Here is a 21842-nt window from a genome sequence, read left to right as displayed (position 1 = left end):
CGGTGAATAGCGCAGCTTGGTAGCGCATCTGGTTTGGGACCAGAGGGTCGGGGGTTCGAATCCCTCTTCACCGACCACTACAACGAAGCCTCAGTCGAAAGACTGGGGCTTTTTTACATCTTGAATTTAGGTCTTCGAACAGAGTGGGGTTCGCCTGATGTTCAAGATCTGGCTCTTCACCGGCCACTATATAAAGTCTCGACAGAAATGACGGGGCTTTTTACATTCAGAGTTTAGGTTTTCCAACAGAGCGGGGTTCGCCTGACGTTCGGGATCTGGCTCTTCACTAACCACTGCAACGAAGCCTCAGTCGAAAGACTGGGGCTTTTGTCGTCTTGAAGCAGAATAATGACGATGAAGTGGATGCTTTAATGATGTTTTTATAATTTTATTTGCTAAACGCTGAGATGTATTTCAAATTCTGCAGGGTCATTTCTTGTGCTGAGTAAAAATCATCTAAAGTATAAGTGCGTGTATTTTGTACAAAAATGAGTCTTGGAGTTTAAAAATGACTAAATTTGCAATTTAAATGAATGAAATCGCCTGGAGCAAACGCCTGTATTTGTGATCTTTATGCCGATTTAATGACTGCTGTTTAATTTCAATGTAGTCATTAATATTATCTTTCTTTGTAATTTCTGTTTATGTTTCTATTTTGTTAATGAGTTTTTGGTGGTTGGATTTGATTTATTATTCATTGTGTTGATTTTAGATTGTATGGTTAATTTGTGGCTTTACAGTGTTTAAGGCTAAGTTAGTCAATGTGATTTTACGTGCTAGATGAATGGTCTAACCATTGTTATGTGCAATTGTGGTGCATACAAATTCGATAATAGTGCTTTGAATTCGTTTTTTATCGACTTTTTATCCTATCTTTGTTGCTTTTCTGTGAAATATTTGCCAAATTGATGGGCTTGTAAATTGTCAGAATTTTGTACTGACAAGAATGGATTCACTTGTCTTCATATTCCTCGTATTTTTCACTGAGGTATGAGGCACAGACAGGGCAGAAAACTGCCGAGCAGTAGAGGTCTGGTGTAAATGTCACTTTTAGAAGTAAAAAACCTTCGTATTGAATATCCTTCACGTCATGGTGTACATGCGGCAGTAAAATCACTTTCATTCAACATTGAGCGGGGTGAGATTGTCGGTGTGGTTGGCGAATCTGGTGCGGGTAAGTCTACCGTTGGTAATGCTGTTATTGATTTGCTTAGCCCTCCAGGTACGATTGCTGGTGGTGAAGTTTTCCTAGATGGTGAAAAAATTTCCGGTTTATCACCTGAGAAAATGCGCAAAGTGCGTGGTTCTAAAATTGGCTTTATTTTCCAAGACCCAATGACGTCTTTGAACCCGTTATTTACTGTTGAGCATCAACTAACAGAAACCATTCATGCCAACATGAAGGTTTCCGATGAAGAAGCGTATCAACGAGCGCTCTCTTTAATGAAACAAGTGGGCATTCCTCAGCCTGAAAACCGTCTAAAGCAATATCCTCACCAGTTTTCTGGTGGTATGCGTCAGCGCGTGGTTATTGCTATCGCCCTTGCTGGTGAGCCTGATCTGATTATTGCTGATGAACCAACAACGGCGCTGGATGTTTCTATTCAGGATCAAATCCTAAGTCTTATTCGTGATTTATGTATCAAGAATAACGTAGGTTGTATGTTGGTAACACACGATATGGGTGTTGTCTCAAACGTTACCGACCGTGTAGCGGTTATGTATCGTGGTGATCTGGTTGAATTCGGGCCAACAGCTAAAGTGCTGGGTAACCCTGACCACAAATATACACGCAGCCTGATTTCAGCAGTACCGCGTTCTGATAAGAAACTCGACCGTTTCCCGCTAGTGACTTATATCGAACAGGCGGAAGAGACAAAATCGATTGATATTAAAAACCATTGGTTAGGCAAGAGTCAGGATGACAGAGCGTACACAGGTCCGTTGCTGAAAGTAGAAAACGTTAACTTACGTTTTGTGACCAAAGATTCTTTATTCGAAAGCCGTCGTGAATACGTTCAAGCTTCAAACGATGTGAGTTTTGAAGTGTATGAAGGCGAAACCTTTGGTTTGGTTGGCGAATCTGGTTCGGGTAAATCAACCATTGCGCGTGTTATCGCGGGTTTGTACGCGCCAAATGATGGGCGAGTTACGTTTGAAGGTATCGACCTAACTGCGTTGAAATCTGAGAAAGAACGTCGCCCGATGCGTCGTCAAATGCAGATGGTATTCCAAAACCCTTATACGTCGATGAACCCACGTATGAGAGTATTCGATATTGTTGCCGAACCGATTCGTTTCCACAAATTGACCAGCGGTGAAGCGGAAACGCGTCAAGTCGTTAATGACCTTCTAGAACATGTTGGTTTAGGCAAGATGGCAGGTGTGAAATATCCGCACGAGTTTTCAGGTGGCCAACGCCAACGTATTTCCATCGCTCGTGCGTTAGCAACGCGCCCGCGCTTATTGATTTGTGATGAACCAACATCCGCTCTGGATGTATCTGTACAGGCTCAGATTTTGAACCTTCTCAAAGATCTTCAAGATGAACTGAACCTAACGATGCTGTTTATCAGTCACGATTTACCTGTGATTCGCCAGATGTGTGATCGCGTAGGTGTGATGAAAATGGGGACCTTACTGGAAGTTGCGCCAACGGAGCAGCTTTTCAACTCTCCTCAGCACGAGTACAGTAAACAACTGATTTCTTTGATGCCTGAATTCACAGGATTAAGAGAAGAAGTAGAAACGGCCTAAAGCCGTAACCATTACCAAACGTTCTTGTTTGGCATTTTAAGCAGAAGCAAATACAACAACTAGGGATTTGGATTCCCGCATAAGGAGTTATGCAATGAAAACCATGAAAAGCAAATTAGCATTAGCTTTAATGGCCGCTGGGTTAAGCTTTGCAGCTAGCGCAGCAGACATCAAAGTAGCGTACGACGCAGACCCAGTGTCTCTGGACCCACATGAACAACTTTCAGGTGGTACGCTTCAGATGTCTCATATGGTATTTGATCCACTAGTTCGTTACACACAAGATTTGGATTTTGAAGCTCGCCTAGCAGAAAAATGGGAACGTATTGACGACAAAACAGTACGTTTTCATCTACGCAAGGGTGTGAAGTTCCATTCTGGTAACGAACTAACGGCTGACGATGTAGTTTGGACATTCGACCGTCTACAAGCTTCTCCAGATTTCAAAGCGATTTTCGAACCGTTTGAAAAAATCGTTAAAGTAGATGATTACACATTTGATCTAGTGTCAAAAGGTGCATACCCGCTTGTTCTTCAAACAGCGACTTACATCTTCCCAATGGACAGCAAGTTCTACTCTGGTACTGGTGAAGACGGTAAAGACAAAGCTGAAATCGTGAAACACGGTAACTCTTTTGCTTCTACTCACGTATCAGGTACAGGTCCGTTCATCGTAACTTCTCGTGAACAAGGCGTAAAAGTTGAGTTTGAACGTTTTGACGGCTACTGGGATAAAGCGTCTAAAGGTAACGTAGACAAACTAACTTTAGTGCCAATTAAAGAAGACGCGACTCGTGTTGCTGCGCTTCTTTCTGGCGACGTAGATATGATTGCTCCTGTAGCGCCTAATGATCACAAACGTGTTGAAGAAGCGAAAGGCGTTGACCTAATCACTCTTCCAGGTACTCGTATCATCACGTTCCAAATGAACCAATCTAGCAACGAAGCGTTGAAAGATGTTCGTGTTCGTCAAGCTATCGTTCATGCGATTAACAACGAAGGTATCGTTGATAAGATCATGAAAGGCTTCGCAACAGCGGCTGGTCAACAAAGCCCTAAAGGCTACGCAGGTTATAACCCTGAGCTAGTTCCACGCTTTGACCTGAAAAAAGCAAAAGAGCTAATGAAAGAAGCAGGTTACGACAAAGGCTTCACGCTTACTATGATCGCTCCAAACAACCGTTATGTGAACGATGCAAAAGTAGCTCAAGCTGTTTCTGCAATGCTGTCTAAGATCGGTATCAAAGTTGATCTGAAGACAATGCCTAAAGCGCAATACTGGCCAGAGTTCGACCTATGTTCAGCAGATATGCTGATGATCGGTTGGCACTCAGATACAGAAGATTCAGCGAACTTCTCTGAATTCCTGACTATGACTCGTAACGAAGAGACTGGTAAAGGTCAGTACAACTGTGGTCACTACTCTAACCCAGAAGTAGACAAGCTAGTTGAAGACGCGAACGTTGAAACAGATTCTGCTAAACGTTCAGCAATGCTACAGAAAGTAGAAGCGACTCTGTACAACGATGCAGCATTCGTTCCTCTACATTGGCAAAACCTTGCTTGGGGTGCGAAGTCTAACGTACACGCGAAAGAAATCGTGAACGCAATGGACTTCCCTTACTTCGGCGACCTAGTGGTTGACGAGAAGTAAGATTGAGCATTAACAAGTAACACCACGCCTTCGGTGTTTGACATCGAAGGCGTGTTTTAACACTTAGGCAGTTTATTTTTTCAGTCGGATAAAGTGTCGTTTTTTAGGCTGAGTATTTTCGCACCTCGTGTGTATTCCGAATTTTGCATGGAAAGTTAAGGGGCAAGGAATGTTTACGTTTCTGGTCAAGCGCCTGTTTCAGGCACTGATAGTGATGTTTGTGATCAGTTTAGTGGCGTTTGCCATCCAAGATAACTTGGGTGACCCGCTTCGTGAGCTTGTCGGCCAATCTGTTTCAGAAGCTGAGCGCCAAGCGCTGCGCGATGAACTTGGTCTGAACGATCCCTTCATTACCAAATATACTCGCTTTGTTACTGCTGCGGTGCAGGGTGACTTAGGCACATCTTATTTCTTTAAACGCCCAGCTATTGAAGTCATTCTTGATAAATTAGTCGCGACTTTGGAGCTTGTATTTGGCGCTTCATTAATCATTATTGTTTGCTCTATTCCAATTGGGGTATATACGGCAATAAAACCAAAAAGTCTGTTTACGAAAGTCGTGATGGCCGGTAGTAGCATCGGTATTTCAATTCCGGTGTTCTTAACAGCAATTATGCTGATGTATATCTTCTCAATTGAATTAGGTTGGTTACCATCCTATGGACGTGGTGAAACCTACAACCTGTTGGGTTGGGAATCGGGCTACTTCACTGTTGATGGTTTGTTGCACTTGATTCTGCCTTGTGTCTCTCTGGCTTCAATCATGTTACCGCTGTTTATTCGCTTGGTTCGTTCTGAAATGCTCGAAGTTCTGAGTTCTGAATACATTAAATTTGCCACTGCAAAAGGCTTACCGCTGAAGAAAATCTATTTTCAACACGCTTTGAAAAACACAATGTTGCCAGTACTCACGGTAGGTGGTGTTCAGATCGGTACTATGGTGGCATATACCATTTTGACTGAGACAGTATTCCAGTGGCCGGGTACAGGTTTCCTATTCCTTGAAGCCATTAACCGTGTAGATACACCTTTGATTACTGCTTACGTTATTTTCGTCGGTTTAATCTTCGTTGTAACCAACACCGTGGTTGATTTGTTATACGGATTGATTAACCCAACCGTAGACTTAACAGGAAAAGGAGCATAATCATGAGCGAATTTGCAGCAGCTCCTTCACGCTGGGAGCGTTTTAAACAGTCAGATTTTCTGTACTACTTCTTACGTGACAAAGTAGCAATGTTCAGCTTTGCCATTTGTATGATTTTCTTAGTGCTTTCAGTAGCAGCGCCGCTTATTGCACCGACAGACCCATACGATATGTCATCCATCGACATTATGGACGCAGAACTTCCACCATCTTGGATGGATGGCGGTGATGAACGTTTCCTACTGGGTACTGATGAGCAGGGGCGCGATATTTTATCGACCATGCTTTACGGCTCACGCCTTTCACTGACGATTGGTTTCCTAGCGGTAGCGCTACAGCTGTTCTTGGGCATTATCATTGGTCTATCTTCTGGTTACTTTGGTGGTCGTATTGATAGCTACTTAATGCGTTTTGCCGATGTTCAGTTATCGTTCTCGACCATGATGGTGGCAATCATTGTATCGGCAATTTTCAAAGCGAGTTTCGGTAGCGAGTTCTATAGCGAATACGCAGTGTTAATGCTGGTGGTGATTATCGGTGTGGCTGAATGGCCTCAGTATGCACGAACTATTCGTGCATCTGTATTAGCTGAGAAGAAGAAAGAGTATGTGGAAGCGGCTCGCGTGATGGGCTTTAAAGCGCCTCGCATCATGTTCCGTCACATTCTGCCTAACTGTTTGTCGCCAATTTTGGTTATTTCAACGGTACAGGTGGCAAATGCCATCATGTCAGAAGCGGCATTATCATTCCTAGGCTTAGGTTTGCCAGTTGACCAACCATCATTGGGTGCCCTGATCAGTATCGGTTTCAACTATATTTTCTCAGGCTCTTGGTGGATCACTGCCTTCCCAGGTGTGCTGCTTGTAACTTTAGTATTGGTGATTAACCTGCTCGGTGACTGGCTGCGTGATGTATTTAACCCGAAAATCTATAAAGGGTGATCCTCGTCGATTGATTTTGTTGACATAATCTACCTAAACTAGAGCCGTAAGTGATTTACGGCTCTTTTTTTGCTTATCTTTTCTTGCAATAACTGAAAATTTTTACTCACAACCATAAATAGTCAGATAGATACAAGCTCAGGTCGAGTATTGACAGTAACCATAGTCACCTGAACGGAGAGCGTATGGATATTAAAGGGGCCGCAATGCCAAAACTTTCTCACCTTCTTTTGATTGGATTGCCTTTTTGTTTTACTTCTCAAACACTTTTGGCCGCAGAGCCTGATCAGTTTTTGTGTGGTGGAACTCAAGCTTCAACCAATGAGCTTCCTCAATTAAACAGCAATTGCCCAATTGGTAAGGGACTGTGGGGGAATTCTGCACCTAAAGGGAAAGATTCTTCTTTCTGGATTCAATGTGGGTTATTGAATGAATCAATGCCGTTAAGCCGCGCTAAAGTGCTTTATAAGCATATTTCGACCGATGTATGGATGAAGCCTGAGGGTAAAGCGTTGCGTTGTTTGATTGGTCCGTACGACAACTATGCGACAGCCAAAAAAGAACTCGCAGGGGTAAGAAGCGAGAAACTTTACAAGGAAGCATTCATTCGCGAAGTGCGCAAAGGCGAGCAGGATGCTCCAGTTGTTACTGAGAAAAAAACAGTATCCAAATCCAAGAATGCTCCTAAAAAAACCGTCGCAGCGAAACCTAAGCCAGCGCCAAAAGCAAAACCCGCAGCAACTCCAGCAGTAACTAAAGCTGCGCCAAAGGCGACCAAACAAATGCCTAGTATCACCATTCGACGTGAAGCAACGTTGAGTGGTATTCATTACGTGGTGCCCTACGTGATGGATGAGAAGGAGCAGTTCTATATGGAGCATGATTTGGCGTGGAATCGCTTAAGTTATGCCGACGCAGAGAAACGTTGCCAGCAACAAAAAATGCGTTTAGCCACAGAAGCCGAATGGAAGCAGTTACTTGATTCTAAATTGATGGAAAAAGATAAGTGGCCAGTTTACTTGCCTTATTGGGGTGAGAGCAGTAAAGGTTTCTTTACCACTGGTAAGGTTAATACTTTAAAAGGCACCTCTCTTCTCAATGTGCTTTGCGTAAAGTAGGTCAAAGTTTACTGATTTAAGAGAATAAAAAACCCAGTGAATGCCACTGGGTTTTTTTATTGCTAGATAAGATTAAGCATCTTCAGGGATCTTATGTGGTTGTGTGCGGAACAGCTTCATCACAATCACAAAGAATACCGGAACGAAGAAAATTGCCAGTATCGTTGCGGCGAACATCCCACCCACAACACCCCAACCAATTGCGTTACGGCTCGCGGCACCCGCACCAGTACTCAGTGCTAGTGGAAGTACACCCAAGATAAAGGCAAATGACGTCATCATAATTGGACGCAGACGCATACGACACGCTTCTACCGTTGCACTGATAAGGTCTTTTCCATCGTCGTAGAGTGCTTTCGCAAATTCTACAATCAAGATGGCATTCTTGGCTGACAGGCCGATAGTCGTTAACAGACCCACTTGGAAGTAGATGTCATTAGAGAGCGACTTCACTGTTGCTGCTGCAATAGCACCAAATACCCCTAGTGGAACAATCAGGATGACAGAGAACGGTACACTCCAGCTTTCGTATAGAGCTGCAAGGCTCAGGAATACGATCAGAATAGACAACGCATAAAGTAGCGGAGCTTGTGAGCCAGTTTGTACTTCTTGGTAAGAAGCACCTGTCCACTGCAGACCAATACCCTGAGGCAGTTGAGCCACAATGTCGCTGATCGCCTGCATGGCATCACCAGTACTCTTACCCGCTGCTGCCGAACCTTGAATGTTGACTGCAGGAACACCGTTGTAACGCTCTAGGCGCGGTGAACCGTAAGTCCAGTCAGTCGTCGCAAAGGCATCAAACGGAACCATTTCACCTAGGTTATTTTTTACATGCCATAGGCGCAGATCTTCAGGGGTCATACGGTATTCAGCATCTGCTTGTACGTATACTTTTTTCACGCGGCCGTTATCGATAAAGTCGTTAACGTAGCTTGAACCCAGTGCAGTTGATAGCGTGCTGTTGATATCCGAAACAGACAGACCCATTGCCATCGCTTTTTCGTAGTCGATGTTAATGCGGAACTGTGGGGTATCTTCCATACCGTTTGGACGAACACCAGTCAGGTTAGGGTTTTGTGAAGCCATACCCAACAGTTGGTTACGAGCCTGAATTAACTTATCGTGACCTAAGTTCGCATTGTCGGTGATGTAAGCGTCAAAACCAGTCGCGTTACCTAAGCCCATAATCGCAGGAACGTTAAAGGTATAGATGTTCGCTTCTTTCACTTGAGAGAATGCTCCCCAAGCTCGGCCAACAATCGCGTTGACTGACATCGCTGGATTTGTACGTTCATCCCAATCTTTGAGTCGAACAAACGCCATACCCATGTTCTGACCTTGACCTGCGAAACTAAAGCCCGAAACAGTGAACACAGACTGAACTGAGTCAGATTCGTTTTGCAAAAAGTGATTTTCAACTTTATCCATCACGTTCAGCGTTTGCTCTTGAGTTGCGCCTGCTGGTAATTGAATGATAGAAAGGAAAATACCTTGGTCTTCTTCAGGAACGAAAGAGGTTGGTAGACGAGTCCACAGCGTACCTAACACGCCAACGATAATGACGTACATCGCAAGGTAGCGAATACGCTGGTTCACGCCTTTACTCACGACGTTTTTATAGCCGTTAGTACCACGGTCAAACGCTTTGTTAAACCAAGCGAGCGGACCACGGCGAACATGGTGTTCACCTTTGTGCATCGGTTTTAGCAAAGTCGCACAGAGAGCCGGTGTCAGAACCATTGCCACCAATACAGACAGCACCATAGACGATACGATAGTCAGAGAGAACTGGCGATAAATTGCACCTGCAGCACCACCGAAGAACGCCATAGGGATGAATACCGCACTCAGTACCATTGCAATACCGACTAGTGCGCCAGTAATTTGCCCCATCGATTTTCGCGTAGCTTCACGTGGCGGAAGACCATCTTCTGACATTACCCGCTCAACGTTCTCGACCACAACGATAGCATCGTCAACCAACAATCCTATCGCCAGCACCAAACCGAACATTGTCAGGGTGTTGATTGAGAAGCCAAACGCCGCCATAACACCAAAAGTACCTAACAGAACAACAGGAACCGCGATGGTTGGAATTAACGTTGCACGGAAGTTCTGCAAGAACAAATACATTACGAGGAACACCAGTACGACGGCTTCAATCAGCGTATGTACAACTTCTTCGATAGAGATCTGAACAAATGGCGTTGTATCGTATGGATAAATAACTTCAATGTTGTCTGGGAAGGTTGGCGACATCTCTTGAATACGAGCTTTCACCAACTTAGAGGTTTCCAGCGCATTGGCACCAGTAGCCAGCTTAATCGCAATACCCGCAGCGTATTTTCCGTTATATAAAGCAACCGCTTGGTAACTCTCGGCACCTAACTCAACACGAGCCACATCTTTCAAACGAATTTGCGCACCATCGGTGTCTACTCGCAGTAAGATGTTTTCAAACTCAGACACGGTTCTCATACGGCTTTGTGCCGTAATCGTGGCATTTAGACGCTGACCTTTTATTGAAGGCGTTGAACCTAACTGACCAACAGAAACCTGAGTATTCTGGGCGCTGACCGCAGATTTCACCTGAGCAGGACTCAGGCTATATTTATTCAGTTTGTTTGGATCCAACCAGATACGCATTGCGTTCTGAGCACCGAACACCTGAACTTCACCGACACCCTGAACACGGCTTAATGGATCTTTGACGTTTGAAATCATGTAGTCAGAAAGATCTGTGTTGTCCATGCTGCCGTCTGATGAGACGAAGCCGACAACCATCAAGAATGAACTAGATGATTTTGAAACGGTAATACCTTGTTGTTTTACTTCACTTGGTAGCGTTGCTTCGGCAAGTGCAAGCTTGTTCTGCACCTGTACCTGAGCAATATCCGCATCAGTACCGCTTTCAAAAGTAAGCGTAATGCTGAATGCACCGGATGAACTACTTTGAGACGACATATAAATCAGGTTATCAATCCCGTTCATATTTTGTTCTATCGTCTGTGTCACACTGTTTTCAACGGTATCAGCCGAAGCACCTGGATAGGTACCAGACACAATAACTGTTGGCGGTGCGATATCCGGATACTGAGATACCGGTAGTGTCATGATCGATAACACACCAGCAAGCATGATGATTATTGCAATCACCCAAGCAAAGATTGGGCGATCTATAAAAAATCGAGCCATATCTTATTGTTCCTTAGATGATTCCATCAGTTGCGGATTTACCGTACTGCCAGGACGTACTTTTTGTAGGCCTGCCACAATAACGGTCTCACCAGCTTCTAAGCCTGAATCAATCAACCATTGTGAATTCACAGTATGACTTGCTACGACTGCGCGGCTTTCAACCACATTTTCTGCATTTACAACCAACACAGAAGCTTCACCTCGTGCATTACGGCTTAGAGCTGCTTGCGGAATAAGAATGGCGTCAGAACGAGCTTCAATTGGCAGTTGAGCGCGAACATAAAGACCCGGAAGTAAGAATTGATCTGGGTTTGGCAGTGTTGCACGGACGTTGACTGTGCCTGTGTTTTCATTCACAGAAACTTCAGCAAATTGTAGCGTTGCTTTCTGCTCAATTGGCGTACCGTCATCGAGGAACAGCTTAATGCCTTTCAGTTCGCCTTTTTCTTTACCGGTACTTTGGCGCAGTTTCAAAAGCTCATTACTTGGCTGAGAAAGGTCAACATAAAGTGGGTCAAGTTGTTGAATCGTTGCCATTACATCGGTTTGGTTAGCGGTTACTAACGCACCTTCGGTAACGTGTGAACGACCGATACGACCTGAAATCGGTGCTTTAATATGTGTGTAATCAAGGTCAATCTGCGCAGCATTAACGTTCGCTTGCGCCGCCTTCACAGATGCCAAAGCTTCTTTATAAGTGGCTTGTGCGTCTTCATAAGCTTGTTGGCTTACAGCATTCTTCTTGACCAGTTCGCTGTAGCGTTTTGCTTGAAGCTCTGTACGACTTAGCGTTGCTTCCGCTTTCGCTAAATTAGCTTGCATGCTTGCCAATGAAGCTTGGTAAGTTGAAGCGTCAAGTTCAAACAGAACATCGCCTTTTGCAACTAAACTACCTTCCACAAATTTGCGTGCAGTGACAATACCACGAACCTGAGGGCGAACTTCTGCGATTCGGAAAGCATTAGTACGGCCAGGTAAGGTGCTTGTTACCTCAACTGACTGGGTTGTGACTTTGATGGCATCTACTGCGACAGCAGGCGCCGCACCGCTATTGACCGCCGCTGGTTTGGCGTCTGGTTGACAACCGGCAAGCACAATTGCAGCAGCAATCGTGGTCAACCACGTTTTTGACAAGGATCTACCTTGGCCCATATTGATCTCTCCTTTACCACTAGAACTCATCCTGCACGCTTCCTTATTTATTCTTTAAAGGTAATTGATGGGCAGAACGTGAATTGGAACTCGAATTTACTTATACAAATATTGATAGTGTAAATAACCAACAGTTAATAATCGGTTAAGACATCAGTTTGTTACGCATTCTAAGAGTGACTTTGTCATTTATTGTACAGTTGGACAAGACCTTACACGCAATTCATCATTAAAAATAATGAAAAAGGTTGAACTATATGTTTGGTGAGTGTTTGAACAATAAATACGACAAGGAGATGACCGCATTGGTTAACATAGCAACTATCTGCGCGTTGTGTTTGATGCCACTTATTATTAAAAGCGCTTCACAATTGAAGAGTTAATGCTGCATAGGCGCTTGTTGGCTAGAAATGGATCGCCTTAAATCTGTTGAACCTTATCGCCGTTGAGTGACGATATAAAAAAGCCCCGCATTAGCGGGGCAGAGCTGGCTATTACTGAGATATTTTTCTCATAATAACGGTTGCTTCTTTGTTACCGCTATTATCTAACGTATCACGTACTAACGTTCCTTGGTCCCAATCAGATCCAGCTGGAATGTAGCTGAAGCGGTTGATTTTGAAGTAATCGGACGTATCGCCATCGTCTCTGTCATTCCAACGAATTGTTGTGTTTAGCTGATCGAGAGTCGCTTTAGAATCACCAGCACTGTTAGTTGTGAACCACCAGTAATCCTTAGTAGCAAGTTCTTCATAAGTTAGGCTTTCACTTATATCTTCTAGAGTACAACTACTGCCTGAACCGCCCAGCTCTTGACCACTGACGGTGGCTCCTGTTGATGTAAATACATAAGTAGATTCAGCTACTTTGTTACAGCCACCAGGCATAGTAGCAATAGCTTTCCATGTGCCCATGAAGTCAACATACTTGTCTTCACCAACAGCATTTACTTGATAAATAAATTCAATCAGCTCTTCTACGCGACCAATCGAGCTACTTGGGTCTTTGAATTCCTTACTACGTACTTGAGTATAAACACCGGTAATTGGGTCATAAGAACCAGAGAGCACCTCATCCAGAATTTCTGAACCATCTTTAGCGTCAGAATCGTCTCGACCTTTAACCACTTGGTATTTAGTTAGCGTTAATTCACTGCATGATCCGTTGGCCATACATTCATATGCACCGCCCATTCCTGCCACTTCAGTCCAACTATAACTTGCGTCGCTGGTTAGTGTTTTCTGAGGGTTATTTAACACATATTGATAAGGTCCAGAAAGGCTCATACTCGTTGTCGTAGCTTTATCACAGCCACTGTCTTTAGTGTATGAGCCACCGTCTACAACACACTCTAAGTAAGTTTGAGCTGTTGAACCACTGAAGAAAGAATCGTTTGAACCGCTCTTAGTCACGAAGTTGTCACTGCCAAGGACATAAGTTTGACTCAACATACCTGAGGTCTTGTTGAAAACCGTACTTCCTTGAGTGTTATCACCATGGATTGCAAAATCATAGGAAGCCGATGAGCTGTTTTTAATACGCTGAATAGCGCTACGAGAAACAAACACACCGTTTGAACCTTTTGCCCAATCGCTCAGTGTTATGTCTTGGCCACGCGTTAAATTGCTTAAAGAACCGTCCATGTGTTCGATAGCGTCATCAGCATTCACAATTGAACTGATACCAAGAGCTGATAATAAATCAGCGATCGAGTCTTCAAATTCTGCATCATCAAGCGAGATCTTTTGCAATGCTGTTGAGATATTTGAACCGTCTGTAACACCTTGAAGAGTGGTCGGTATAACGATATAGCTCTCATCGCTAGTATCATCGATAGTCAGTAGAAGACGCGCCAGGTTTACTGAGCGCTCATAAGTCCCTGCTGCTTCAAAAGGTGTTGATATTTCACGAGCTGAAATCGTACCGATTTCTAAACCGTTTTCGCCACCTAGATAGAATGTTACAACGGCTTTGTCAGTGTCTACATTATAGACGCCATCACTGTTTGTGTAGCCAGATTTAGTGCCTGAAACGTAGTACAGACCTTCAACTTTCGCATCGACGAATGAGCCTGATGATGGAACAGAATACTCTTTCTTGTTACCAGGGTTAGTACCTGAATCATCACTGCCACCACAGCCAACAAGTGCGGTAGAGATTGCTAGAGCGATCAAGCTTAAGCCAACTTTTTTCATATTATCATCCTGAATAATTGTTATTATCCCATTGAAGTGGGGTATGGATAATAAAGTGATTGCTCTACTTGTTGTATACAGTACGGATTCAACTGCTTTTTTCTTGGTCGTTTTTTTCTCATTTATGCGAACAATAAGACTATGATCATTTATTTTTATGATATTAGTTCTAATTTTATCAATAGTATTTCTCGGGTTTTTATTGTAACCATTTGAATAAAAATAAATTTGTTAAAGTTTTGGCTGAATAAAAAAGCCCCGCGAGTTTTGCAGGGCTTTGCTCTAACAACTGGTTACTAACGCATAGTAACGAATTCTTCTGAGCCAGTCGGGTGGATAGCTACCACTGAGTCGAAGTCAGCTTTGGTTGCGCCCATCTTCATAGCGACGCCGAAGCCTTGGATCATTTCATCAACTGCGAAGCCGATGCCGTGCAGACCAACTACGGTTTCTTCTTCACCTGCACAAACCAACTTCATTTTACATGGTTGACGGTGTTGAGTGACGGCTGTGTACATAGCCGTAAAGCTTGAAGTGTACACTTTCACATTCTCTTCGCCGTATTTAGCAATCGCTTCTGGCTGAGTTAGGCCGATAGTGCCGATTGGTGGATGGCTGAATACCACGGTAGGAACTAGGTCGTAATCCATTTTCGCGTTGGTTTTGCCATTGAATAAGCGCTCAGACAGTTGGCGACCCGCTTTAACCGCAACTGGAGTCAGTTCAATACCGCCTTCCATGATGTCACCGACACAGTAGATGCCAGCCACGTTAGTATTTTGGTATTCATCAACCTTGATATAGCCTTGCTCGTTAGTTGCAACGCCAGTTGCTGCTAGGTTGATCGCATCTGTTGCAGGGTGGCGACCGATAGCCCAAATCAAGGTATCAACGTTTTGGCTTTCACCATTTTCTAGGTGAAGAGTTAGGCTGCCGTCGGCTTCTTTTACCACTTCTTTTGGCACGCTGTGAGTATGTAGCGTTGGGCCTTCAGCGTTCATCACTTCAACCAATGTTTCGATGATTATTGGGTCAAAGCTACGTAGCGGAGATTCTTTACGGCAGAACAGGTGAGTCTCTGTACCAAGTGCGTTGAGAACACCAGCAATCTCAACAGCGATGTAACCGGCACCAATCACGGCAACACGTTTTGGTTGTTCAGCCAGATCAAAGAAACCGTTTGAATCGATACCGTATTCCGCACCCGGAATGTTAGGGATAGTCGGACGACCACCGACAGCAATCAGAATGTTGTCTGCCGTGTAGTGCTCACCGTTAACTTCTACAGTTTTTGCGTCAACGAACTTAGCAAAGCCGCGAATCACTTCTACTTTGTTGTTACCAAGAACACGGTCATAAGATTGGTGAATACGGCCAATATAAGCTTGGCGATTTTCAACCATTTTTGCCCAGTTGAAGCTTTTTACGTCAACGTCGAAGCCATAATCAGGCGCGTATAGGTTCATTGCTTCAGCAACTTGAGCACCGTGCCACATAACTTTCTTCGGCACACAACCTACGTTGACACACGTACCGCCAAGATCTTTCGCTTCAATCAGCGCGACTTTTGCGCCGTACATAGCTGCACGGTTTGCTGAAGCGATACCGCCGCTACCGCCACCGATACAGATGTAATCAAAATGCGTTGCCATTACTTTCTCCATTTTTCTTGATCGCTCGCCAGTAAGATTAAGCAGGGAGCCATTATTTATTAGGGCATAGCTAAATAGTTGGGGTAAACCGTGAGATCACAAGTTACCCCATGGAAAAACTTGAGCAAGTTATTCCGGAACAATCCATTCCACTTTGTAGTGACCTGTCGCTGGCGCAATAGCTTGTTTCAAAAACGGCAGGATTTCTTTCATTTGGCTTTCAAGTTTCCACGGTGGGTTGACTACAATCATGCCCGATGCTGTCATGCCGCGCTCGTTGGTATCAGGAGAGACACCCAGCTCGATTTGCAAAATTTTAGTGATACCTAAATTTTCCAGACCTTCAATCATATCTTCAATATCACAGCGGTTAACCACCGGATACCAAATCGCATAGATGCCCGTTGCCCAGCGCTTGTAGCTTTGTGCAATGGCATTCACCACGTCTCGGTACTCTTTAGCCAGTTCGTAAGGTGGGTCGATCAGCACCAGGCCACGACGCTCTTGCGGTGGCAAGCTTGCTTTCAGGCGTTGAAACCCGTCTTCTTTGTAAATCGACACTTGGCGATCACGATCGAACTCTTGTTCCAACAGCGGGTAATCACTCGGGTGTAACTCGGTTAATACCATGCGGTCTTGCGGGCGCAGGTGAGCACGTGCCACGCGAGGCGAACCTGGGTAGTAACGCAGTTCATCGCCTTGGTTAAGAACTTTGATTGCATCAAGGTAGCTTTGAATGTCTTCTGGCACATTATCTTGTTGCCAAATACGCGCAATACCTTGTTTGTATTCACCTGTTTTTTCCGACCACTCATGAGTTAAGTCGTAGCGGCCCACACCGGAGTGAGTATCGTGATAAACAAATGGTTTATCTTTTTGCTGTAGTGCATTGAGGATTAAGCTTTGTACGATGTGTTTCACTACATCTGCGTGGTTTCCTGCATGGAAACTGTGTCGATAACTTAACAAGTGTCGCTCTCTAACTTATGGCTGAATATGGAAAAACGAATGCGGCTAATTATACACCCAAAATTGTATGTTGAGGTGGGTCTAGACACATTTCGAATTGTATTGAATTGACGCTACTCTTGAAAATTCACCTTCCTACCTATATTTATTAACCTAACAGACGAGGATATTTCATCCTCACTATTTTTCATAAAAAGGAACGTTTTATGTCTAATCCACTTCTTAGCTTTACGGATTTGCCTCCGTTTTCAGAGATTAAGCCGGAGCACGTAAAGCCAGCGGTTGAACAGGCAATAGAAGATTGCCGTGCAAAGATTGAACAGGTACTTGAAGGTAATACACAACCAACTTGGGAAAATGTTATTGCACCTATCGAAGAAGTGGATGACAGCTTGAGCCGCTTATGGTCACCAGTGAGCCATATGAACTCTGTGATGAACAGTGACGAATTGCGTGAAGCTTATGAAAGTTGCCTGCCAATTCTCTCTGAATACGGTACTTGGGTTGGTCAACACAAAGGTTTGTTTGAAGCCTATAAAGCAATCAAGAACAGTGAGGCTTTTGCTACGCTAAGTCAGGCGCAAAAGAAAACCATCAAAGATGCACTGCGTGACTTTGAATTGTCAGGTATTGGTTTACCTAAAGCAGAACAAAAGCGTTATGGTGAGATCAGCAAGCGTATGTCTGAGCTGGGTTCTAAGTTCTCGAACAATGTGCTTGATGCCACTATGGGTTGGACTAAGCACATTACCGATAAAAATGAGCTAGCGGGCATGCCGGAATCGGCGCTGGCGGCGGCTCAAGCAGCAGCGGAAGGAAAAGGTCTCGAAGGCTACCTGTTAACGTTGGATATCCCTTCATACCTACCAGTAATGACTTACTGTGATAACCAAGCGCTGCGCAAAGAACTTTACGAAGCTTACGTAACGCGAGCTTCTGACCGAGGTCCGAATGCGGGCAAATGGGATAACACAGAGAACATCGCTGAGTTGCTGAAACTGCGTTATGAAGTGGCTCGTATGCTGGGTTTCAACACTTACAGCGAAAAGTCACTGGCAACCAAAATGGCGGAAACGCCAGATCAGGTTCTGAGCTTCTTGAACAACCTAGCAACGAAAGTGAAACCACAAGGTGAACGCGAAGTTCAAGAACTGCGTGAATTTGCCGAGCAAGAGTTTGGTGTGACTTCGTTTGAACTGTGGGATATCGCTTACTACAGCGAAAAGCAAAAACAGAAACTGTTTAAGATTTCTGATGAAGAGCTACGTCCTTACTTCCCAGAAAGCAAAGTGGTTTCTGGCTTGTTTGAAGTACTGAATCGCGTATTTGGTATGAAAGTTCAAAAGCGCGAAGGTGTCGATACTTGGCATGAGTCGGTGCGTTTCTTCGATATTTTTGATAGCAATGATGTGCTGCGTGGCAGCTTCTACCTTGATCTATACGCTCGTGAACATAAACGCGGTGGGGCATGGATGGACGAGTGTCGCGTTCGTCGTATCAATGCTAATGGCGAACTACAAACGCCAGTGGCCTATTTGACGTGTAACTTTAACCGTCCTTTGGGGGATAAGCCTGCACTGTTTACTCATGACGAAGTGGTGACTCTGTTCCACGAAACGGGTCACGGTATCCACCACATGCTGACTCAGGTAGATGTTAGCTCTGTTTCAGGTATCAACGGTGTGCCTTGGGATGCGGTTGAACTACCAAGTCAGTTCCTAGAAAACTGGTGCTGGGAAGAAGAGGCTCTGGCGTTTATTTCTGGTCACTACGAAACAGGCGAACCTTTACCGAAAGAGATGCTCGACAACATGTTGGCAGCGAAAAACTTCCAGTCAGGTATGTTTATTTTACGTCAGCTTGAATTCGGACTGTTCGATTTCACTCTGCATACCACTTATGACCCAGAAGTTGGCCCTCAAGTGCTGGAAACCTTAGCAGAAGTTAAGAAGAAAGTAGCAGTATTGCCAAGTCTTGAGTGGAACCGTTTCTCCCACAGCTTCAGCCACATTTTTGCTGGTGGCTACAGTGCGGGTTACTACAGCTACCTATGGGCAGAAGTGTTATCTGCAGATGCATTCTCTCGTTTTGAAGAGGAAGGTATCTTCAACGCAGAAACGGGTTCAAGCTTCTTAAACAACATCCTAGAGATGGGGGGCAGTGAAGAACCGATGGAGTTGTTCAAGCGCTTCCGTGGTCGTGAGCCACAAATTGATGCCTTGCTGCGTCACTCAGGCATTGCTGCTTAAGTTCTAATGATTTGAGTTATACAGTTCAATAATTAACATAACCCTGCTTTAGCAAGCAGGGTTATTTGTTAGAGTGGTTTTGGTATTGATAAGGAGAGAATAATGAAGCGCCGTAACCTACTAATTTGTTCTTTAACCGCCACATTTTTTATGATGGGGTGTGCTGAGATGAAGCAAGCTGGTAAAGAAATTGGACACGCGACACGCGACGCGACAACAGCGGTGGGACATGCGACTCGCGATACCACCAAAGCAATTGGCCACGCATCGCGAGATGCCGTTATTAGTGTCCATGATGAGCTCTCACAATAACGGATTTCCGATTTATCCATCGATCAATGGATAAAGATCCGGGTCCCCATACCATCACGGTTAGCATCATCATTCCCCATAGTTGATGATCATAAAATCCTCTCTCCCATAGCAATGGGTATGAGATGACGGCGATGGCATTTACGGCGAAAAGTGCGAGAGCACTGAACCTACCAAACAGCCCTAAAACAAGAAAAATCGGAATGACCAATTCTGCCGCAGTTGCGAGATAAGCGGCTATTTCCCAAGGGATTAAAGGAACTTGGTACTCCAACTTAAACAGGAATAGAGTGCTATTCCACGTGGCTATTTTCGTCAGTCCTGAATTAAAAAACACCCAACTTACCCAGATGCGGCAGACCAGCAATACGACAGGTGGGAGCTGTGATGCAAACCATTCAATAGATTGGTTGAGGCGAGCAATGACGGATATCATACAGAGACTCCTAGTGAGGGGTTGCCAATGAGAAACCAGCAACGATATTGAGTGCGATCAGTGACGGCAATTCGGCCAGTGCTTCGGGTTTAATTCTACCTAGTGGCATTTCGCTGCTGAGATTCAACAGCAATTGGTATTCTTGGTTGTTTAACTCTTTCGTCCAAGGCCGACCATATTCATCACAAGCTATGACTCCTGATTGAGCGTTATTCAGAATCAGGTTGTCGAAATTTTGTTGGCTAAACGCTCTTTGGAGATCGAATAAGGCGAAATCGGATGTAAACGGGAAGACCCCATAATTAAGATGAAGAATTACGTTGAGGTGCTGTTGCTCAGAAAGAGTATGGATGGCTTCCAGTGGTTGAAGTGACCGCTTTTCGCTATGTCCAAACGTTTGTTGAGCTTTATCTAACGTCCATTCAAAACGCGCTAAATCGCTTGCATACGGCGCGGGGTCGGTGACTTGCTCAAACTGGCTGATCACATCATCAAAATGGTTTCCGTAATGACTGACATTACCTTCTGTGGGCGGTGAGCGAAGAATGTATTCACGAGATAGTGCGTTAAAGCATTCATCTCCTAATACCTCTCTAAGCATTGGGTAGGTAGCTTGCATGACTTCCGTTAAACTCATGACAAAATTATTGCGGTAGATTTGGAGTCTCTCTTCAGCGCTAAATCGTCCACCTATGATATCGCACGCCTCTCCCTGTGCTTGATAACGCAAGCCCTTAGCAAAGGTTGCCTGTAGCTCTGCTAATCCAAGTGGTTGGGCTAATCCAAAGCTCATGATGCTTTCCTTTTCATCGAGTCGAGCCTTGTGAGCATCTCGCTAGCTTTGTTTGCTTCCGCTAGCAGAACCTCAACATCTGGAATGTCTAAATCCCATTCAATCAAAGTTCTTCGGCTGCCATGTTTCTCACACCAGAGTTGGTAGAGTTGCCACACTTCAGCAGATACCGGTTTGCTGTGGGTATCTATCCATATTTCCCCTTCGGCAAGTGTGTTAATCGAAAAGCCTGCAAGGTGAATTTCGTCAACGGCATGCGCAGGAATAGAATCAATATAGGTTTGGCTGCTAAAACCATGATTGAAAGCAGAAACATGTACATTATTCAAATCGAGCAACAAGCGGCATTCGGTGCGCTGTTGTACTTGTACCAGAAATTCCCACTCTGTAATGGTGGAGTGGTTAAACTGCAAATAACTGGAAGGGTTTTCAATCAGAATCGGGCGCTTTATGGCGTCCTGTACAGTAAGCACATTACGACAAAACACCTCCAAAGCTTCTTCAGTGTAAGGCAAAGGCAGTAAGTCATTAAAATAGTGACCACCATTCTCACTCCAGCTTAAATGGTCGGAAACAAAAAGTGGCTGAATTTCGTCGATCAAAGCTTTAAGTTGCTGTAAATGAGAGGTATTGATGCCTTGTACTGAACCTAATGAAAGACCGATACCGTGGCAGCTTATCTGATGGTTTTTACTAATATTACGCAGCTGATTACGGGCAACCGAATGGGGCGAAAAATAGTTTTCGCTGTGAATTTCTAACCAACTCACTTGTGGTGTTTGTTCGACAAAATAGTTGATATGGGGAGAGCGCAATCCTACACCTACCTGGCTATGTAGCATGAAGCCTCCATTCATTTTATTGTGGGTTTGCTATCGCGATGGAAAGAATAGTGGTGCACTTGTTGAGCTCAGTGCACCACTCAGTTGTGTGTTGAAGCTATTAGGAGGACATAGTGCTCCCGCCAGAAAGTTTGCCGCAAAGACCTTTAGGCACAACAACAAAGGCATCTTTTTGACCATCTTTTTTCGATGTACCCGCGCACGAGCTCATTTTAGTCGCACAATCGTTTTGACCCGCTTTCGCCACTCCGTAGCATTTTTCCTGGTCGGCTGCGAACGCAGATGTTGCTGTTAGCATTGTGCCGCCTAATGCAAGTAAGCCTGTTACTGCTGCTGTTACTGCCAAATTTGATTTTTTCATCATCACTTCCTCATGAATTATTCTTACCTGATGTAGCAAGTTAATAACTTGTTAATCATTGAA

Annotated in this window: 16 protein-coding genes and 1 tRNA gene; 8 read left to right on the top strand and 9 right to left on the bottom strand. The window is 44.4% G+C overall.

From position 1 onward, the window contains the following. From ACRQQK_RS10345 to ACRQQK_RS10320, 6 genes are all read left to right on the top strand, one after another. Positions 1-77, top strand: a tRNA-Pro gene (locus ACRQQK_RS10345). A gap of 964 nt (positions 78-1041) precedes the next feature. After that, the gene (locus tag ACRQQK_RS10340) at positions 1042-2757 is read left to right on the top strand and encodes an ABC transporter ATP-binding protein (protein ID WP_457511297.1); all 1716 of its coding nucleotides are present in this window, start codon (positions 1042-1044) and stop codon (positions 2755-2757) included. Between the two features lie 94 nt (positions 2758-2851). Next, entirely contained in the window at positions 2852-4411 is a 1560-nt protein-coding gene (locus tag ACRQQK_RS10335; RefSeq protein WP_457511296.1) for an ABC transporter substrate-binding protein, read from the top strand. 169 nt (positions 4412-4580) lie between these two features. Beyond that, positions 4581-5558, top strand: coding sequence for an ABC transporter permease (locus ACRQQK_RS10330; protein ID WP_102964137.1), 978 nt, complete (start codon positions 4581-4583; stop codon positions 5556-5558). Between the two features lie 2 nt (positions 5559-5560). Continuing rightward, positions 5561-6499: an ABC transporter permease gene (locus ACRQQK_RS10325; RefSeq protein ID WP_042489789.1), complete on the top strand. Its 939-nt coding sequence runs from the start codon at positions 5561-5563 to the stop codon at positions 6497-6499. A gap of 185 nt (positions 6500-6684) precedes the next feature. Continuing rightward, positions 6685-7617, top strand: a complete 933-nt coding sequence (locus tag ACRQQK_RS10320) for an SPOR domain-containing protein (protein WP_457511295.1) — start codon at positions 6685-6687, stop codon at positions 7615-7617. Between the two features lie 72 nt (positions 7618-7689). Here ACRQQK_RS10320 and ACRQQK_RS10315 read toward each other — a convergent pair whose 3' ends face one another. The 5 genes from ACRQQK_RS10315 to ACRQQK_RS10295 all read right to left on the bottom strand — a co-directional run bounded on the left by ACRQQK_RS10315 (position 7690) and on the right by ACRQQK_RS10295 (position 16786). Beyond that, positions 7690-10815: an efflux RND transporter permease subunit gene (locus ACRQQK_RS10315; protein WP_457511294.1), complete on the bottom strand. Its 3126-nt coding sequence runs from the start codon at positions 10813-10815 to the stop codon at positions 7690-7692. A gap of 3 nt (positions 10816-10818) precedes the next feature. After that, positions 10819-11970, bottom strand: coding sequence for an efflux RND transporter periplasmic adaptor subunit (locus tag ACRQQK_RS10310; RefSeq protein ID WP_457511293.1), 1152 nt, complete (start codon positions 11968-11970; stop codon positions 10819-10821). A 494-nt stretch (positions 11971-12464) separates the two neighbouring features. Beyond that, positions 12465-14165, bottom strand: a complete 1701-nt coding sequence (locus tag ACRQQK_RS10305) for a chromosome partitioning protein ParA (protein WP_457511292.1) — start codon at positions 14163-14165, stop codon at positions 12465-12467. Positions 14166-14461: 296 nt separating this feature from the next. Further along, positions 14462-15817 (bottom strand): glutathione-disulfide reductase, encoded by a 1356-nt coding sequence (gene gorA / locus ACRQQK_RS10300; protein WP_457511291.1) that lies wholly within the window; start codon positions 15815-15817, stop codon positions 14462-14464. 129 nt (positions 15818-15946) lie between these two features. Further along, the gene (locus ACRQQK_RS10295; protein ID WP_457511290.1) at positions 15947-16786 is read right to left on the bottom strand and encodes a 23S rRNA (adenine(2030)-N(6))-methyltransferase RlmJ; all 840 of its coding nucleotides are present in this window, start codon (positions 16784-16786) and stop codon (positions 15947-15949) included. Positions 16787-16992: 206 nt separating this feature from the next. Here ACRQQK_RS10295 and prlC point away from each other — a divergent pair, with 206 nt between their 5' ends. Both prlC and ACRQQK_RS10285 read left to right on the top strand, forming a co-directional pair. Continuing rightward, entirely contained in the window at positions 16993-19035 is a 2043-nt protein-coding gene (prlC, locus tag ACRQQK_RS10290) for an oligopeptidase A (protein ID WP_457511289.1), read from the top strand. Between the two features lie 102 nt (positions 19036-19137). After that, positions 19138-19347 carry a hypothetical protein gene (locus ACRQQK_RS10285; protein ID WP_457511288.1) on the top strand — a complete coding sequence of 70 codons (210 nt, stop codon included), beginning with the start codon at positions 19138-19140 and terminating at the stop codon, positions 19345-19347. On the opposite strand, the gene ACRQQK_RS10280 is transcribed toward ACRQQK_RS10285, so the two are convergent. From ACRQQK_RS10280 to ACRQQK_RS10265, 4 genes are all read right to left on the bottom strand, one after another. Then, positions 19319-19783, bottom strand: coding sequence for a DoxX family protein (locus ACRQQK_RS10280; RefSeq protein WP_457511287.1), 465 nt, complete (start codon positions 19781-19783; stop codon positions 19319-19321). The two genes, ACRQQK_RS10285 and ACRQQK_RS10280, sit on opposite strands and share 29 nt — an antisense overlap. Before the next feature lie 10 nt (positions 19784-19793). Next, on the bottom strand, positions 19794-20576 hold the full coding sequence (locus ACRQQK_RS10275; protein ID WP_457511286.1) for an HvfC/BufC N-terminal domain-containing protein: 783 nt from the start codon (positions 20574-20576) through the stop codon (positions 19794-19796). Beyond that, positions 20573-21418 carry an MNIO family bufferin maturase gene (gene bufB / locus ACRQQK_RS10270; protein ID WP_457511285.1) on the bottom strand — a complete coding sequence of 282 codons (846 nt, stop codon included), beginning with the start codon at positions 21416-21418 and terminating at the stop codon, positions 20573-20575. The genes ACRQQK_RS10275 and bufB overlap by 4 nt, the downstream gene beginning before the upstream one ends. 100 nt (positions 21419-21518) lie before the next feature. Further along, positions 21519-21779, bottom strand: coding sequence for a BufA1 family periplasmic bufferin-type metallophore (locus tag ACRQQK_RS10265; RefSeq protein WP_167412582.1), 261 nt, complete (start codon positions 21777-21779; stop codon positions 21519-21521). Between the last annotated feature and the right edge of the window lie 63 nt (positions 21780-21842).

The sequence above is a fragment of the Vibrio sp. C8 genome, from assembly GCF_054051265.1.
The sequence above is the reverse complement of the archived record's forward strand: the minus strand, read 5'-3'. Positions and strand labels throughout refer to the sequence as shown.

Bases quoted from the DNA above. Each gene is read 5' to 3' on its own strand.
- ACRQQK_RS10340 (WP_457511297.1), top strand. From the start codon at position 1,042: ATGTCACTTTTAGAAGTAAAAAACCTTCGTATTGAATATCCTTCACGT.
- ACRQQK_RS10335 (WP_457511296.1), top strand. From the start codon at position 2,852: ATGAAAACCATGAAAAGCAAATTAGCATTAGCTTTAATGGCCGCTGGG.
- ACRQQK_RS10330 (WP_102964137.1), top strand. From the start codon at position 4,581: ATGTTTACGTTTCTGGTCAAGCGCCTGTTTCAGGCACTGATAGTGATG.
- ACRQQK_RS10325 (WP_042489789.1), top strand. From the start codon at position 5,561: ATGAGCGAATTTGCAGCAGCTCCTTCACGCTGGGAGCGTTTTAAACAG.
- ACRQQK_RS10320 (WP_457511295.1), top strand. From the start codon at position 6,685: ATGGATATTAAAGGGGCCGCAATGCCAAAACTTTCTCACCTTCTTTTG.
- ACRQQK_RS10315 (WP_457511294.1), bottom strand. From the start codon at position 10,815: ATGGCTCGATTTTTTATAGATCGCCCAATCTTTGCTTGGGTGATTGCA.
- ACRQQK_RS10310 (WP_457511293.1), bottom strand. From the start codon at position 11,970: ATGGGCCAAGGTAGATCCTTGTCAAAAACGTGGTTGACCACGATTGCT.
- ACRQQK_RS10305 (WP_457511292.1), bottom strand. From the start codon at position 14,165: ATGAAAAAAGTTGGCTTAAGCTTGATCGCTCTAGCAATCTCTACCGCA.
- gorA (WP_457511291.1), bottom strand. From the start codon at position 15,817: ATGGCAACGCATTTTGATTACATCTGTATCGGTGGCGGTAGCGGCGGT.
- prlC (WP_457511289.1), top strand. From the start codon at position 16,993: ATGTCTAATCCACTTCTTAGCTTTACGGATTTGCCTCCGTTTTCAGAG.
- ACRQQK_RS10285 (WP_457511288.1), top strand. From the start codon at position 19,138: ATGAAGCGCCGTAACCTACTAATTTGTTCTTTAACCGCCACATTTTTT.
- ACRQQK_RS10280 (WP_457511287.1), bottom strand. From the start codon at position 19,783: ATGATATCCGTCATTGCTCGCCTCAACCAATCTATTGAATGGTTTGCA.
- ACRQQK_RS10275 (WP_457511286.1), bottom strand. From the start codon at position 20,576: ATGAGCTTTGGATTAGCCCAACCACTTGGATTAGCAGAGCTACAGGCA.
- bufB (WP_457511285.1), bottom strand. From the start codon at position 21,418: ATGCTACATAGCCAGGTAGGTGTAGGATTGCGCTCTCCCCATATCAAC.
- ACRQQK_RS10265 (WP_167412582.1), bottom strand. From the start codon at position 21,779: ATGAAAAAATCAAATTTGGCAGTAACAGCAGCAGTAACAGGCTTACTT.